This window comes from Pseudomonas sp. IT-196MI5, assembly GCF_949767415.1.
Lineage (GTDB): Bacteria > Pseudomonadota > Gammaproteobacteria > Pseudomonadales > Pseudomonadaceae > Aquipseudomonas.
The window spans coordinates 38,538-54,919 of record NZ_CATKPZ010000066.1 but is presented as its reverse complement, the minus strand read 5'-3'; the positions used below and the strand labels follow the sequence as shown (position 1 = coordinate 54,919).

The window sequence follows — 16,382 nt, the reverse complement described above, 5'->3', positions numbered from 1 at the left end:
CCACCCGCATAACTTGCTGCATGAACCTGCCCATCCCCGCAGACAGTGCCCTGAGCGGCTTTCACCCTGCCGTCAGTGCCTGGTTCAGCCACACGTTCCCGGCGGTCACCGCCGCCCAGGCCCGGGCGTGGCCGTTGATCCGTCAGCGCCGCTCGACCCTGGTCGCCGCGCCCACCGGTTCCGGCAAGACCCTCACCGCCTTTCTTGCCGTCATCGACGACCTGGTGCACCGCGGCCTGGAAAGCCCCGAAGGCTTGCCCGACGCCACCCTGGTGGTCTACGTCTCGCCGCTCAAGGCGCTGTCCAACGACATCCAGATCAACCTGCAAAACCCGCTGGCCGGCATTACCGAGCAATTGCGCGTGATGGGCCTGCCCGAACTGCAGATCACCACGGCCGTACGCACCGGCGACACACCGCAAAAAGACCGCTCGGCGATGCGCAAGACGGCGCCGCATATTCTGGTGACCACGCCGGAGTCCCTGTACGTGCTGCTCGGTTCCGATTCTGGTCGGCAGATGCTTGGCACGACACAAACGGTGATCATCGACGAGATCCACGCCATGGCCGCCAGCAAACGCGGCAGTCATCTGACCCTGAGCCTCGAACGCCTGCAAGCACTCTGCCCGGAGCGGTTGCTGCGCATCGGCCTGTCAGCCACGCAAAAACCCATCGAAGCTGTCTCGCGCTTCCTGGTCGGTCGCGACCGTCCGTGCGAGATCGTCGACATCGGCCACGCCCGCCCCCGCGACCTGGACATCGAAGTGCCACCCGTGCCGCTATCGGCGGTGATGGCCAACGATGTCTGGGAACTGGTCTACGACCGTCTCGCTACCCTCGCCCGGGAACACCGGACCACGCTGATTTTCGTCAATACCCGGCGCCTGGCCGAACGCCTGAGCCGGCACCTGAGCGAACGCCTGGGCAAGGACGCCGTGGCGGCCCACCACGGCAGCCTGGCCAAGGAGTTTCGCCTGGATGCCGAGCAGCGACTCAAGCGCGGCGACCTGCAGGTGCTGATCGCCACGGCGTCGCTGGAACTGGGGATCGACATCGGCGACGTCGACCTGGTGTGCCAGATCGCCTCGCCGCGTTCGATTGCCGGGTTTCTGCAGCGGGTCGGCCGTTCAGGGCACCAGGTCGGCGGCACGCCCAAGGGCCGTTTGTTCGCCACCACCCGCGACGACCTGATCGAATGCGCTGCGCTGCTCGACTGCGTGCGCCGGGGCGAACTCGATACCTTGTTGATCCCGCAAGCGCCGCTGGACGTGCTGGCGCAGCAGATCATCGCCGAGGTCAGTTGCCAGGAGTGGTCGGAGCAGGCGTTGCTGGAGATGCTGCGGCGTGCCTCGCCCTTCGCCGCACTCGACGACAAACACTATCAGGCGCTGCTGCACATGCTCGCCGAGGGCTACAACGGGCGTCAGGGCATCCGCAGTGCCTACCTGCACCGCGACGCCGTGAGCCGCACCCTGCGCGGTCGCCGTGGCGCAAAACTGACGGCGGTGACCAGTGGCGGGACCATTCCGGACAACGCCGACTACAGCGTGCTGCTGGAGCCTCAAGGGCTGAACATCGGCAGCGTCAACGAAGACTTCGCGGTGGAAAGCATCGCCGGGGATGTCTTCCAGTTGGGCAACACGTCCTATCGGATCCTGCGGGTGGAAACCGGCAAAGTCCGGGTCGAGGATGCCCAGGGCCTGCCGCCGACCATTCCGTTCTGGCTCGGTGAAGCGCCGGGGCGCAGCGCCGAATTGTCCGCGGCGGTGGCGCGCTTGCAGGCACAACTCGACGACCTGCTGGGGGCCGCACCAGGCAACTTGCAACCCGCGCTCGACTGGCTGACCGAGACCCTGGGCCTGAACCTCGCCAGCGCCGGACAACTGGTGGACTACCTGGCCCGCGCGCGACAAACGCTGGGCGCCCTGCCATCGCAAGACACGCTGTTGATGGAGCGTTTTTTCGACGAGTCCGGCGGCACCCAACTGGTCATCCACACGCCGTTCGGCAGCCGCATCAACCGTGCCTGGGGCCTGGCCCTGCGCAAGCGTTTCTGTCGCACCTTCAACTTCGAACTGCAGGCCGCCGCCAGCGAAGACGCCATCGTGCTGTCGCTGTCCACCAGCCACAGTTTTGAACTGGAGGATGTCTGGCGCTACCTGCACAGCAACAGCGCCGAACACATCCTGATTCAAGCCGTGCTCGACGCGCCGCTGTTCGGCGTGCGCTGGCGCTGGAATGCCGGGGTGGCCCTGGCGCTGCCGCGCTACAGCGGCGGGCGCAAAGTCCCGCCGCAGATCCAGCGGATGAAAAGCGAAGACCTGATCGCCAGCGTGTTTCCCGATCAGATCGCCTGTGTGGAAAACCTCGCCGGCGAACGGGAGATTCCCGACCATCCGCTGGTAGAGCAAACCCTCGACGATTGCCTGCACGAAGCCATGGACACTGAAGGCTGGCTGGCCCTGTTGCGGCGCATGGAGCGCGGCGACATTCGCTTGATCAGTCGCGACTTGCCGGCGCCCTCGCCGCTGGCGGCGGAGATTCTCAGCGCCCGGCCCTATACCTTTCTCGACGATGCGCCACTGGAGGAACGTAGAACCCAGGCCGTGCTCAATCGCCGCTGGAGCGATCCGCAATCCACCGACGACCTCGGTGCGCTGGACGCGGAGGCGATTGCCGCCGTGCGCGACGAAGCCTGGCCGGCGCCCTCCAGCGTCGATGAAATGCACGAAGCATTGATGAGCCTGGCGTGCATCACCGATGCCGAGGCCGGTGCCAATCCGCAGTGGCTCGATTGGCTCACGACCCTGGCCGACAGCGGGCGCGCGAGCCGCTTGCAGATCAACGCCGGCCAATCGTTGTGGCTGGCGCTGGAGCGCCTGACCTGCCTGCGGGCGATTTATCCACAGGCCGAATTGACGCCACCGCTGCAAGCGCTGCCGGACTTCGACGAGGTCTGGGACCCCGACGACGCCATCCTCGAACTGATCCGCGCGCGACTCAGCGCCTTCGGGCCGCTGGCGCTCGATCACATTGCCGAACCGCTCGGCTTGCCTGCTACGCAAGTGAATCAAGCCCTGACGCAACTGGAGCGCGAAGGCTACGTGCTACGCGGTCGCTTCACCCCGGGCACCGCTGAGCAAGAATGGTGCGAGCGGCATTTGCTGGCGCGGATTCATCGCTACACGGTCAAGCGCCTGCGCCGGGAAATCGAACCAGTGGCGTTGCAGGATTTCATACGATTCCTGTTCGACTGGCAGCATGTGTCGAGCGCAAGCCAGGGCCTGGGCGCGGCGGTTTTGCCGGCCGTTATTGCGCAATTCGAAGGCTACCCCGCCGCCGCTTCCGCCTGGGACAGCGACATCCTGCCGGCGCGAATCAAGGACTACTCGGCGACCTGGCTGGATGAGTTGTGCCGCAGCGGCAGACTGGTGTGGACGCGTCTGACTGCGCACAACAAAAGCGCCAGCAGCGCGCTGCGCAGCACGCCGATCGTATTGCTGCCGCGCAATCGGGTCGGCCTCTGGAGCGGCTTGACCGAACAGACGCCGGTCAGCGAACTGTCGCCGAAAACGCAAAAGGTCCACGCCGCCCTCAGCCAGCACGGCGCGCTGTTTTTCGACGAGCTGATCCATGAGGCCCATCTGCTGCGTTCGGAGCTGGAAATCGCCCTGCAGGAACTGGTGGGCGCAGGGCTGGTGAATGCCGACAGCTTCGCCGGATTGCGCGCACTGATCACCCCGACCAGCAAGCGCCAGCCGCGCAACCGTCGGCGCGGGCGCGGGGCATTTATCGGTGGTATGGACGACGCCGGGCGCTGGGCCCTGTTGCGACGCGCACCTGCCGCGCCCGTGGTGGAAAACCAGCGTCCCGCGCCAACGCCAGCCGAACCCCTTGAACACATCGCCATGACCTTGCTACGCCGCTACGGCGTGGTGTTCTGGCGCTTACTGGAACGTGAGGCGGACTGGCTGCCGAGCTGGCGCGAACTGCTGCGCACTTTCCATCGCCTGGAGGCACGGGGCGAGATTCGTGGCGGGAGGTTTGTCAGCGGCCTGGCGGGCGAGCAATTCGCCCTGCCCGAAGCGATTCCATTGCTGCGCGAGGTCCGGCGTCGGCCCCATGACGGCAGCCTGGTCGCAGTGTGCGGGGTCGATCCGTTGAACCTCGCCGGCACGCTGTTGCCCGGTGTAAAAGTCCCGGCGCTGGTGAGCAATCGGCTGGTGTACCGCGATGGTTTGCCGGTTGCTGCCGAGATTGCCGGCAAGCAGCAGTTCTGGCGGGAACTGAATGAACAGGCGATGGCTGAAGTGCGCAGTAAGCTTATCCGGCATTGATGTCGTCTGGACCGGCCCCATCGCTAGCAAGCTCGCTCCCACAGTGATCTCTGTTGTGCCAAAAATTTGTATTCACAGAAAATCCCCTGTGGGAGCGAGCTTGCTCGCGATAGGGCCAGACCAGCCACTGAAAGCCTCAAGTACAAAACTGACTATTAAGACCGCGGCCGATCCGGCATCAACACAGCAGCATGCTCTGGCTCGACCTCCGGCGGCACTTCGACCGGATGCCTCGGCACCAGCGCCTGCTGTGGATAAGTCTGCGCAAAATGCACCCACGGGCAGTTATCCACAAGCTTTTTCAATCGCTGATTGAAAGCCCGGCTCACCGCATACTGACCACCGGACACCGTGCGGAATTGCGCAGTCAGCAGCACCCCGTTGAGGTCCATCCTGTCGACACCAAACACATCCAGCGGACCTTGCAGGTTGTAGCGCAGGAACGGGTCGTTGCTGATGGAGTGCCCGGCCTCGCGGATCAGTTCGATGGCCTTGTCGACATCGGTGTCATAGGTGAATTGCACCGAAAAAAACGCATAGGCGAATTGCCGCGACTGGTTGGTCACGGCCTTGATCTGCCCGAACGGCACCGAGTGCACGAAGCCCTTGCCGTCGCGCAGGCGCAAGGTGCGGATGGTCAGGCCTTCGACCGTGCCGGCATGCCCGGAATCGAGCACTACCCAGTCGCCGATGGACAGGGTGTCTTCGATGATGATGAAAAGCCCGGTAATCACGTCCTGCACCAGTTGTTGGGAACCGAAACCGATTGCCAGGCCGACGACCCCGGCACCTGCCAGGAACGGCGCGACGTTGATCCCCAGGTTAGCCATGGTGGTGATCGCGCAAATCACCACCAGGATGATTTTGATCGCGTTGCGCAGCAGCGGCAGGATGGTTTTCACCCGCGTACTCGGCTGGCGCGCCGAGCGCTTGTTGGTCGGTGGTTTCAGGGCCTCCTGAATCGCCGTGTCGAGCACCACCCAAACCATCCAGGTCACCAGCAGGATCAGGCCGATGTGGCTCAGGGAATCACTGATCGCCCGCCCCACGGCATTGCTCACCGCGAATTCGAACAGCGACACACCCCAGATCCGCCCGAGGATATCGATGAACACGATGGCCATGCCAATGCGCAGCAAGGCATGGGACAAGTTGAGAAAACGCTCCTTGTAGGCGCCGCTGCGGCGCAGCTCCGCTTCGCTACGCGCCTTGAACAGATGGTGCAGCGTGGTGCTGAGAAACACCGTGGCGATCAGCAACACCGTGGTGAACAAGGCGCTGCGCAGTACTCTCTGGTTGTCCGCCCCGGCACCGATCAGGTTGATGATCGAAACCAGTACCATCAACAGAATCGGCCAATACCAGAGCCCGGAAAATATCCGCAAGGTTTCACGTAACGCCGGCTGGCCGAGGCGCTGGGCCAGCGGCAGGATGCGGATCACATGGGCGACCGGGCGGCGCATGCGGATCACCAGCAAGCCGAAGGACATCGACGCTGCCAACCCGGTGAACACGGCGATGCTGCTGGTGAGATTGCTGCCCAGTTGATGGGCGATCTGCGGGCTGGTCAGGGCATCGCTCAAGGCCACCAGAAAACCGATACCGAATAACGGTCGGGGACTCTTCTCGCGAATGATCTGCACCGCCCGCCGTTTGTGGCCGGCATTGAACACTACCACCAGCGACAGCACCAATGACGCGGAAAATATCCCCGCGCTAGCGGCATAAGCCAGACACAGCGCCAGCACCCGACCCGCCGATGCCGGCAAGAACTGGCTGGCATAAATCGTCAGGGGCAGGCTGACCACCGCCGCAAGGGTATAGGGCAATAAGTAACCGAGCAGGGCCTGGCCACGCACGCGGCTGAGCAACAGGCGATGCTCGCACAGGCGTTTGACCAACAATCGCCCGAGCAGCCAAAGACAGGCAAACACGGCTGCCCACACGCAGGTCAGCAGCAGAAAATCGCCAGCGACGCTCCAGGGCGAACGGACCGAAGGCTGATTGACCAACTGATCCACTTCATCGGCCGCGAGGTCGACACGCAGGCGCCAGACGTCGACGAGGTTTTGGTCCAGATCAAGCTTGCTCTGGACCTCGTCGATGCTTGAGCTGATGGCCCCCAGCAACCCCCCTTGCACCAGCGGTTCCGGGTGCGCCAGCGGTGTCGCGGTGGCCGGCAGCCCCGGTATCGCGGCGGCTTCCAGTTGTTCGCTGCCCAGCAACAGCAACGCGCCCAGCAGTATCGCGGTCTTGAGTCTGATCAAAGCACCCACTCCTTTGGCTGTGTCTGTAAGGAACTGATCGAGAAATGCCGGGCAAGTTCGGACATTGCCTCTGAATAGCCGGACAGAGACGCCTTATGTGGCGAGGGGGCTTGTCGGATCGCCACATCGCCCCGCTCGGCTGCGAAGCAGTCGTAAACCCATTGCATGCGGTGCATCAGATGAATCCGAGCGGTAGGTTTTGGGGGTGCTTCGCACCCCAACGGGGGCAAGCCCCCTCGCCACAAATATGCATCCGCCCTCGCGATATTTGATCTGCACGCAAATATCAAATGTCCGTACGGGGTGTTTTTCTCGATCGGTTCGACCATCGCCACCAGTCTAGTGCCGAAGGAAAAAGCCGCCAGCGCCACGGTCAGGTCTATGCCGAACCAACTGAGGGTTCTGCCCGCATTATCACGGGCCACTGATAAACCCTGTGGGAGCGAGCCTGCTCCCACAGTTATTCGGTGGTGTTCAGTAGAAAATCTACCGTCCGTAGTCCTATCGAAACTTTCGCCGCCGCCCCAGAGTCATCCAAAGACAGTAGCCGTCAGGCGGGAGGCGACATGACAGCGAATCACATCGATATTCCCGCACACTCAAACGCAACAGAAATGCGGGCACAGGGTTCGTCCGTCACTTGTCGTTTCACGGTACTGACGGTGAACACCCACAAGGGGTTCACTGCGCTCAACCGGCGTTTCATCCTGCCGGAACTGCGTGAAGCGGTGCGCAGTGTGTCTGCCGATGTGGTTTTTTTGCAGGAAGTCCACGGCACCCACGAACAGCACCCCAAGCGCTACACCAATTGGCCGGCGATGCCGCAATACGAATTCCTCGCCGATACCCTGTGGCCGCAGTTCGCCTATGGACGCAATGCGGTGTATCCGACGGGCGATCACGGCAATGCGCTGTTGTCGAAGTTCCAGATCATCCGCCACGACAACCTCGACGTGTCCATCAGCGGCCACGAGAACCGTGGGCTCTTGCACTGCGTGTTGCGCATGCCCGGAGACGGTCAGGAGGTGCATGCGATTTGCGTGCACCTGGGGCTGCGCGAAACCCATCGTTGCGCGCAACTGAAGTTGCTCACCCAACGCCTGGACGCCCTGCCCGGCAATGCGCCGGTGATTGTCGCCGGGGACTTCAACGACTGGCGCCAGCGCGCCGATGCGTTTCTCAAGCCCAGCGGTCTGCATGAAGTCTTCGCCGCGCAGCATGGCAAACCGGCGCGCAGTTTCCCCGCGCGCTTGCCGGCATTGCGCCTGGACCGCATCTACGTGCGCAACCTCAAGGCCAGCCATCCGCAAGTGCTGTCCACTCGGCCCTGGTCGCACCTTTCCGACCACGCCCCGCTGTCGGTGGAGATCGAGCTATGAGCCGGTCGATGGAAAAAACCACGCTGGAACACATCCCCGCTCCGCCCACCCACGAGCCGACAGCGATCGATGTCGAATACGGCTGGCAAGGCAGCAATCGGGTCGAGTTGCTGGAAAATGGCGAGGCGTACTTTCCCCGGGTGTTTGCAGCCCTGCGTCGGGCGCAAAGTGAAATCCTGCTGGAAACCTTCATTCTGTTCGAGGACAAGGTCGGCAATGAGCTGCAACAGATCCTGATCGAAGCCGCTCAACGTGGTGTGCGCACCATCGTCAGCCTCGATGGCTTTGGCTGCGGCGAGCTGAGTACCGGATTCCTCACCGCGCTGACTGCGGCCGGCGTACACCTGCAAATATTCGATCCGGCGCCGAAACGCCTGGGCATCCGCACCAACTGGTTCCGGCGCCTGCACCGCAAGATCGTGGTGGTGGATGGCCGCGTCGCGTTCGTCGGCGGGATCAACTTTTCCGCCGACCATCTGGCCGACTTCGGCCCCGGGGCCAAACAGGATTATTCCGTAGAGGTGCAAGGCCCGGCCGTGGCCGACATCCATCACTTCGCCCTGCTGCAATGCGGTCGCCCGATGCACGCCAAATACTGGTGGCAACGCCGTCGGCAGCGGCGCTCGGAACTGGCCTTCAGCGATCACGATGGCCAGGTACGGCTGGTGTACCGCGACAACGGGGAACACCCGACCGACATCGAAGAGGTTTACCGCCAGGCGTTGCGCCAGGCACAGCGCCGAGCGGTGATCGCCAACGCCTACTTCTTTCCCGGTTTCCGCTTGCTGCGCGAGATCCGCAACGCGGCCCGCCGAGGCGTGGATGTGCGGCTGATCCTGCAGGGCCAGCCAGACATGCGGGTGGCCAGGCTCGCCGCGCGTATGACCTATGACTACCTGCTCAAGTCCGGCGTGAAGATCTACGAATATTGCGACCGCCCGCTGCACGGCAAGGTCGCCCTGGTGGACGAAGACTGGAGCACCGTCGGCTCCAGCAACCTCGACCCATTGAGTCTGTCGTTGAATCTGGAAGCCAACGTGCTGATCCGCGACCAGGCCTTCAATCGTCATCTGTTCGATCGCTTGCAAGACCTCAGCCATAACCATTGCAAAGCCATGCCTCCCGACGTCGCACCACGAGGGCGTGTCTGGCACATGACCATCGGCTTTCTGGTGTTTCACTTCCTGCGGCATTTTCCGGCGTGGGCCGGTTGGTTGCCGGCGCATAAACCTCGCCTGAAACCCTTCCCCCCGCCAACCGGGAGTGCTGACCATGAACCGCGCTGAGACCCATTCGGCCTCTCCTGGCAAAAGCTCCGGCAAGTTCCAATGGCGTCGCTGGAAGCGACCGCTGACGATGCTGTTTTTCCTGATGCTGATCGTGCTGTTCACCACGCTCGCCCAGCGCATCGAGTGGAACGAAGTGTTCGATAACCTGGCCGATTTCAAGGTGCGCACGCTGATCATTGCCTCGGGGCTGACCCTGGTGAGTTTTCTGGTGTACGCCTGCTTCGACCTGATTGGTCGCACCTACATCCGCCAGAACCTGACGTGGAAACAGATCCTGCCCGTGGGAATCATCAGCTACGCCTTCAACCTGAGTCTGAGCGCCTGGGTCGGTGGCATCGCCATGCGTTACCGGTTGTATTCGCGGCTCGGGGTGAGCAAGAGCAACATCGCGAAAATTCTTGGCCTGAGCCTGGCGACCAACTGGTTCGGCTACATGATAATTGCCGGCGCGGTGTTCAGCAGCGGACTGGTGCACATGCCACCGGGCTGGACACTCAGCAGCAGCGCACTGCAAGGCGTGGGCGTTTTGTTGTTGCTGCTGAGCACCGGGTACCTGGCGGCGTGTCGGTTTTCCAAACGTCGGGAGTGGGCGACTCGCGGCGTGGAAATTGATCTGCCGTCGCTGCGCATGGCCGTGTTGCAACTGGTCCTGGGGGCATTGAACTGGTCGCTGATGGCGGCGGTGATTTTCACCTTGTTGCCAGGCAAACTGGATTATCCACTGGTGCTGGGTGTGCTGTTGATCAGCGCCATCGCCGGAGTCCTCACCCACATCCCGGCCGGGCTTGGCGTACTCGAGGCGGTGTTCGTGGCACTGCTGCAACATGAGGTTTCGCGGGGCAGTCTGGTAGCGGGACTGCTGGCCTATCGGGCGATTTATTTCATTTTGCCGCTGTTGATTAGCGTGGTGATGTATTTGCTGGTGGAGGCCAAGGCCAAGGCGTTGCGGATTGAGAAAAAGCCCAAATAATTTGTGGTGCTTCCAAGACCGCCATCGCGAGCAAGCTCGCTCCCACAGGTTTAGCGGTATACATATATTTTGTGTACGACTCGGACACTGTGGGAGCGAGCTTGCTCGCGATGAGGCCCGCAAGAACACCCCGATATCAGGATGATTGAATAATGCTCAACCGCTCCCCCACCACCATCTCGGTAATCCAGTCCACCAGGATTGAGGTGTAGGCCTGCTGCGAAACCGGGTCGCTCAGCGCATGGTCGGCTCCATCGATGATGCGGTGAGTCAGTGAGTGCGTCTGCTGGCAAGCTGCCCGATAGCTCATGATCGTCGCGTGGGGCACGTACTCGTCGGTCTCGGACTGCACCAGCAGGACATCCCCGGTGAATTGCGAACAGGCATGCAAGGCGCGGTTACTGTCGGCACGTACCAGGGTAGCTCGGTAATCACGCAGATCCAGCTTGTCCAATTCGCGTTTCGGCGTGTGCCATTGCTCGTCGCGATACAACGCCGGTACCCGTAGCGCCAGCCAGCGCACCGGTCTGAGCGAGGTCAGAATCGAGGCCAGATACCCCCCGTAACTGGTGCCGACCACGGCAATCGCCGACGTATCGAGAGCCGGGTGCGCAAGCAATCGGTCATAGGCTGCCAGCAGGTCACGCAAGTTGTCTTCGCGGGTCACCCGGGACAATGGAATGCCGGTGCCGCCGGTGTGTCCGCGCAGGTCGAACGTCAGGCAGACACAGCCCAACCCGGCGATACCCTTGGCGCGTTCCAGATCCCGCTCCTGACTGCCGCCCCATCCGTGCACGAAGAGCACTCCGGGGACTTTCGATTTGGGGCTCAGAAAAGTCCCGCTCATCTGTTCGTTGTCGATGTCGATCTGAATGGATTCACTTCTAGCCGTCATAGGATTTGACCGTTACGTACTTGAGGAGAAATTCACTGCTTTGCGCCGACCCGCGATATACCTCAATGGCGTCTGCCGGCAGCGGCTGATTGCTGTAGGTTTCCACCGAAGACACACGAATCGCGCACATCCCAGGATCGTTGATGAAACTCTGCAACGCCGCCACCTCGGCGCTGCTGGCACCGCCCATGCGCCAGGACTGTTCGAGCACACCACTGCGCTGTTTGCCGTCGCTATCGATGCCCTGAGCGATGTCGTAGTTGCGCCGTGACGCATAGAAACGCGGATAGGCTTCATCCGCGGCGCTGTCGAACACCTGCGCTTGCTTGATAGCCACCCGCACATCATCGGCCAGGTCCAGCTTCAATAAATCGACGTAGCTGCCCTGCACCACCAACAGGTTCGAGCCGCCATACACCTCTTCGCCCCTTGCGTCCTTGGTCAAATATTGTTCACCACAGTAACTCAGCACCTTGCCGCCGATGAAACTCTGACCAACGCTGTGGGTGATCACTTGATCCAGGTCCTGCTCCAACACCACGCCTTCCGTGAACAGCGTTTTAGCTTCGGGCCGGGCGAGAATTTCGTCGAACCGGTCGAGGCTGTCGATCACTTCCTGTCCCCGCCCGGCGCAGGCGTGAATCGGCTTGAGGCGGATCGGGCCGGTATGGAGCAGATGCTTCGCCGCTGGCCGTGCATCCTCCAGCGAGAACACGCTGAGACCGTCGAGCACCACGCTGCGCACCCGCTCGGAAAACAACGGCGCCCAGCCTCGCGGTGCATGGGCATGGCGGTTGAGCAATCCATGACTGATGGCTTTGGTGCAGATGAAGTCGTGGTCGACATAACCGCCCCACAAATCCTCCGGCCCCTTGACCCCCAGTTGCCGGGCAGCCGCAGCGCCCACCAGGGTCTGGGTCGGCAACAGGTAGAGGTCCCGCCCGTCGTGCCGTTGCGGGTCGTAACTGCCGCCGTACCCGAGCCCCAGTATCTGCGCCAGCCAGCGGGCCAGCGCACGGTTGGTTTCGACTTCATGCAGTGGCGCATCGTCGAGCACCGAATGGGCGACCACCAGTTTCTTGCGGTTTGTTGGGGTCATGCATCCCCCTTCAATCGACGCTATGAATGTAGCTGAAGGGGTGCAGAGATCAGGCCAAGGCGCAATGCAGGGAAACGTTTTTCAAATCAGCCTGTTGCGCAGAAAGTGATGGCATGTGGCCTGTTTTATTCTGCACGAAGTCCTTCGATATTCCGGCATTTTGCACGACTCCAGCCCAAACCTGTGGGAGCGAGCTTGCTCCGGGCGGCGTTCCGACGATGAGGGCATGGCATTCAACATTGATGTGTCTGGAACACCGCTATCGCGAGCAAGCTCGCTCCCACAGGGAATCGAGGTGATGCGACTACCGTGCAACAGATCCTGGACTCACCCCAAACCGCGTCCGATAGTCACTCGGCGCCAGTCCGGTGATTTTCTTGAATGTCGCGCGAAACGCCCCGGGATCCTGGTAACCCACGGTCCAGGCGATATGGTCGATGGTGCCGTTGGTGAACTCGAGCATTTCCCGGGCCTTGCCGACTCGCAGATGCTGGCAGTATTCGGTGGGTTTGAGCCCGGTAGCCGCGCGGAATCTCCGCAGGAAGGTGCGCTCCTCCAGGCCTGCCTTTTCGGCCATCGCCGCCAGCGATACATCGGTCGCCCCGGTACTTTGCAGCCAGTGTTGCACCTTGAGGATCGCCGCATCGCCATGGCTGAGAATCGGCGCAAAATTACTGCCGCACTCGCTGGCGCTGTCGCTGTGCTCCACCACCAGAAAACGTGCGGTATTGGTGGCAATGCTCGGTCCCAACAACCGGTTGACCAAGCGCAAACCCAGTTCGGACCAGGCCATCAGCCCGGCGGTGGTAATCAGATCGCCATCATCGACAATCGGTGTGTCGGCCTTGAGCCTGATCGCCGGGTAACGTTCGGCGAAGGCTTTGGCCGAGGTCCAGTGGGTGGTGGCGCTACGACCGTCGAGCAGACCACTTTCGGCCAACAGGATAGAGCCCACGCAAACCCCGCCCAGTGTCGCGCCGCCGGCATGTTGCTCGCGCAACCAGCGGATCAATCCCTGTGACGCCTGGCCTTGGGAAAAACCGGCGATCGACGGCGGAATCAACACGGCCACCGGGGTGCGCTCCGGGCCGGGATGGCTGTCGAAGACCCGAACCGGCGGCTGATCACCCTCGACCTGCCAATGGCTGACCCGCAGCAGCGGCAACTGCGCAGACTGATGCTCGGTGGCGATCCGGTTGGCCACCTCGAACAGGTCGGTCAAACCATGCACCGCTGCCATCTGCGCGCCGGGATAGATCAACACACCGAGCTCGGCGATTGCCCTTTCTGCATCCATTGTCAGTTTTCCCCCTCTTATTGTCGGTGCGGCCAATCCTCGAATCGCCTGCTAGAGCCAATACTTCATTCCACACCAACACACACCTCGAGGAATCAGTCATGGCCAAGCAAGCGCTCATCGTAGTCGATATCCAGAACGACTACTTCCCCCAAGGCAAGTGGCCGCTGGTCGGTGCCGACGCCGCCGCAGACAACGCCGCACGCTTGATAAAGGCCTTCCGCGACGCCGGTGATTCGGTGGTGCACATCCGCCACGAATTCACCTCCGAAGAGGCACCGTTTTTCACCCCGAACTCCGAAGGCGCCAAGCTGCACCCCAAAGTGCTCAACCGTGCCGACGAACCGGTGGTGCTCAAGCACTTCGTCAATTCATTCCGCGAAACCGAGCTGAAATCGATCCTCGACGAGCAAGGCATCAAGGAACTGGTGGTCGTGGGCAGCATGAGCCACATGTGCGTCGACGGCATCACCCGTGCGGCGGCGGACTTTGGCTATAAGGTGACCGTGATCCACGACGCCTGCGCGACCCGTGATCTGGAGTTCAATGGCGTGAAGGTTCCGGCGGCGCAGGTTCATGCGGCGTTCATGGCGGCCCTGGCGTTTGCGTATGCCAGCGTGGTGTCGACCAACGATTTCCTCGCGGCCTGAGCCTGCGATTAAATTCCACCGCCCATAAAAAAACCCGCACTTCCAGGCGAAGTGCGGGTTTTGTGTTTCAGCTTGCCGCTTGTAGCTTGAGGCTTGCAGCTGCGCTAGAACGGAATATCGTCATCAAAGCTGTCGAAATCCGGCGCCGGTTGTGGCGCAGCCTGTTGAGGGGCTGGACGCTGTGGCTGCTGTTGCGGAGCAGGACGCGGTGCCTGCTGGCGCGGAGCGGATTGCTGGTAGTTGTTACCGCCGCCCTGACCCTGCTGATCGCCCTGTGGACGGCCGCCCAGCAGTTGCATGGTGCCTTGCATGTCGACCACGATTTCGGTGGTGTAACGCTTGATACCGTCTTTTTCCCACTCGCGGGTCTGCAGCTTGCCTTCGATGTACACCTGCGAACCTTTACGCAGGTATTCGCCAGCGATTTCCGCAACTTTGCCGAACATCGACACACGGTGCCATTCGGTTTTTTCGACTTTCTGACCGGTTTGCTTGTCGGTCCACTGTTCGCTGGTCGCCAGACTCAAGTTGGTCACGGCGTTGCCATTCGGCAGGTAACGAACTTCAGGATCCTGGCCGCAAGTGCCGACCAATATGACTTTGTTAACCCCACGGGCCATTACGTTCTCCTAGGCTACGCACGCTGCCCCGTCCGGGTTGTTCACCAGGCTTTCAAGGGTGGTGCGATCCAATAGTTCGGTGTCCAATTTGATGTAAATGGCCGCTTCATCAGCGACTATCACTGCATCTGTTACCCCTACGACCGCCTTCAGGCGCTCGACCAGACCCGCTTCGCGGATCGCCTCGGGCGACAACGGCAAGCGCAGGCTTGTCACGTAGGGAGGTTCTCGCATGGTAACAGCAAAGGCCAGCCAGAGGGCAGCCAGACCGGCGCATCCGAGGAACACAACCGACAGACCGCCATGCTGGAACAGCCAGCCGCCAAGAATGCCCCCCAGTGCCGAGCCCAGGAACTGGCTGGTGGAATAAACCCCCATCGCCGTACCCTTGCCGCCCGCCGGTGAAACCTTGCTGATCAGCGATGGCAACGAAGCTTCCAGCAGATTGAATGCGGTGAAGAACACCACCGTACCGATCACCAGAGCCCGCAAGCTATCGCCGAACTGCCAGAAGAATAGCTCAGTGAGCATCAGCGTCACGACGGCGCCGAGTAAAACTCGTTTCATTTTGCGTTTCTTCTCGCCGTAGATAATGAACGGGATCATGGCGAAGAAAGAGATCAGCAGCGCGGTCAGGTACACCCACCAGTGCTGCTCTTTGGGCAGCCCGGCCTTCTCGACCAGCGCCAGTGGCAAGGCGACGAAGCTGGACATCAACATCGCGTGCAACACAAAAATGCCCAGGTCCAGGCGCAGCAGGTCCGGATGCTTGAGGGTCGGGATCAGCGCCTGGCGCGCGACACCGGACTCTCGATGCTGCAACGGGCTGGTGGAGCGCGGCACCATGAACATCACGATCACGATGCCGAACAACGCCATGCCGCCGGTGGCAAGGAACAGCCCGGACAGCCCGAAGGCGCGGGTCAGCAGCGGGCCGACCACCATGGCCACCGCAAACGACAGGCCGATGGTCATGCCGATCATGGCCATGGCCTTGGTCCGGTGCTGTTCGCGGGTCAGGTCCGACAGCAAGGCCATGACCGCCGCGGAAATCGCCCCGGCGCCCTGCAGGATTCGCCCGGCAATCACACCCCAGATTGAATCGGCATTGGCTGCCAGCAGACTGCCGAGGGCAAACACGATCAAGCCCAGGTAAATCACCGGACGTCGACCGATGCGGTCGGAAATGAAACCGAACGGAATCTGGAAAACTGCCTGGGTCAGGCCATAAGCGCCGATCGCCAGGCCGATCAGGGCCGGCGTGGCTCCGGCCAGATCCATCCCATAGGTCGCCAGTACCGGCAACACCATGAACATGCCAAGCATACGGAAGGCGAACACCAGGGCCAGACCGCTTGCTGCGCGGGTCTCGCTGCCACTCATGCGCTCGCTGTGGGGATCGTGCATGGAAAAACCTCATGTGAACCGGCGGCGATTCTACCAGTCCCATCGATTGGCAGGGTATATCGCGACGCTTTGACGCGCATTGCTGACACACTCTTCATGTAAGACAGTAACCCACTCGCCTGACAGTGTGCATCCATCCAGTATTTGGCCGTATACTCCTACGTTTTCGACG

Annotated in this window: 11 protein-coding genes; 5 read left to right on the top strand and 6 right to left on the bottom strand. The window is 61.9% G+C overall.

The annotated features are described in order from the left end of the window. Window positions 1-20: 20 nt before the first annotated feature. Complete coding sequence (locus tag ACM6IK_RS24615; protein WP_414876375.1) at window positions 21-4,337, top strand: DNA glycosylase AlkZ-like family protein; 4,317 nt, start codon at window positions 21-23, stop codon at window positions 4,335-4,337. A gap of 155 nt (window positions 4,338-4,492) precedes the next feature. On the opposite strand, the gene ACM6IK_RS24610 is transcribed toward ACM6IK_RS24615, so the two are convergent. Further along, window positions 4,493-6,604 carry a mechanosensitive ion channel family protein gene (locus ACM6IK_RS24610; RefSeq protein WP_414876374.1) on the bottom strand — a complete coding sequence of 704 codons (2,112 nt, stop codon included), beginning with the start codon at window positions 6,602-6,604 and terminating at the stop codon, window positions 4,493-4,495. 614 nt (window positions 6,605-7,218) lie between these two features. Here ACM6IK_RS24610 and ACM6IK_RS24605 point away from each other — a divergent pair. Genes ACM6IK_RS24605 through ACM6IK_RS24595 form a run of 3 tightly spaced genes read left to right on the top strand, consistent with a single transcriptional unit; the run spans window position 7,219 to window position 10,242 of the window. Then, on the top strand, window positions 7,219-7,983 hold the full coding sequence (locus ACM6IK_RS24605; protein WP_414876538.1) for an endonuclease/exonuclease/phosphatase family protein: 765 nt from the start codon (window positions 7,219-7,221) through the stop codon (window positions 7,981-7,983). Beyond that, entirely contained in the window at window positions 7,980-9,269 is a 1,290-nt protein-coding gene (clsB, locus tag ACM6IK_RS24600; RefSeq protein WP_414876373.1) for a cardiolipin synthase ClsB, read from the top strand. The genes ACM6IK_RS24605 and clsB overlap by 4 nt, the downstream gene beginning before the upstream one ends. After that, complete coding sequence (locus ACM6IK_RS24595; protein WP_414876372.1) at window positions 9,256-10,242, top strand: lysylphosphatidylglycerol synthase domain-containing protein; 987 nt, start codon at window positions 9,256-9,258, stop codon at window positions 10,240-10,242. The genes clsB and ACM6IK_RS24595 overlap by 14 nt, the downstream gene beginning before the upstream one ends. Before the next feature lie 136 nt (window positions 10,243-10,378). On the opposite strand, the gene ACM6IK_RS24590 is transcribed toward ACM6IK_RS24595, so the two are convergent. The 3 genes from ACM6IK_RS24590 to ACM6IK_RS24580 form a co-directional block, all read right to left on the bottom strand. Continuing rightward, on the bottom strand, window positions 10,379-11,137 hold the full coding sequence (locus tag ACM6IK_RS24590) for an alpha/beta hydrolase family protein (protein WP_414876371.1): 759 nt from the start codon (window positions 11,135-11,137) through the stop codon (window positions 10,379-10,381). Next, window positions 11,127-12,236, bottom strand: a complete 1,110-nt coding sequence (locus ACM6IK_RS24585; RefSeq protein WP_414876370.1) for a DUF3182 family protein — start codon at window positions 12,234-12,236, stop codon at window positions 11,127-11,129. The genes ACM6IK_RS24590 and ACM6IK_RS24585 overlap by 11 nt, the downstream gene beginning before the upstream one ends. A gap of 304 nt (window positions 12,237-12,540) precedes the next feature. Further along, window positions 12,541-13,533 (bottom strand): GlxA family transcriptional regulator, encoded by a 993-nt coding sequence (locus tag ACM6IK_RS24580; RefSeq protein ID WP_414876369.1) that lies wholly within the window; start codon window positions 13,531-13,533, stop codon window positions 12,541-12,543. Between the two features lie 101 nt (window positions 13,534-13,634). Between ACM6IK_RS24580 and ACM6IK_RS24575 the strand changes: the two genes are divergently transcribed. Beyond that, the gene (locus ACM6IK_RS24575) at window positions 13,635-14,183 is read left to right on the top strand and encodes a cysteine hydrolase family protein (RefSeq protein ID WP_414876368.1); all 549 of its coding nucleotides are present in this window, start codon (window positions 13,635-13,637) and stop codon (window positions 14,181-14,183) included. A 104-nt stretch (window positions 14,184-14,287) separates the two neighbouring features. On the opposite strand, the gene ACM6IK_RS24570 is transcribed toward ACM6IK_RS24575, so the two are convergent. Together ACM6IK_RS24570 and ACM6IK_RS24565 are read right to left on the bottom strand one after the other, a co-directional pair. After that, window positions 14,288-14,803: a single-stranded DNA-binding protein gene (locus tag ACM6IK_RS24570; RefSeq protein ID WP_007970128.1), complete on the bottom strand. Its 516-nt coding sequence runs from the start codon at window positions 14,801-14,803 to the stop codon at window positions 14,288-14,290. A gap of 9 nt (window positions 14,804-14,812) precedes the next feature. Then, on the bottom strand, window positions 14,813-16,210 hold the full coding sequence (locus ACM6IK_RS24565) for an MFS transporter (RefSeq protein ID WP_414876367.1): 1,398 nt from the start codon (window positions 16,208-16,210) through the stop codon (window positions 14,813-14,815). Window positions 16,211-16,382: the final 172 nt, after the last annotated feature.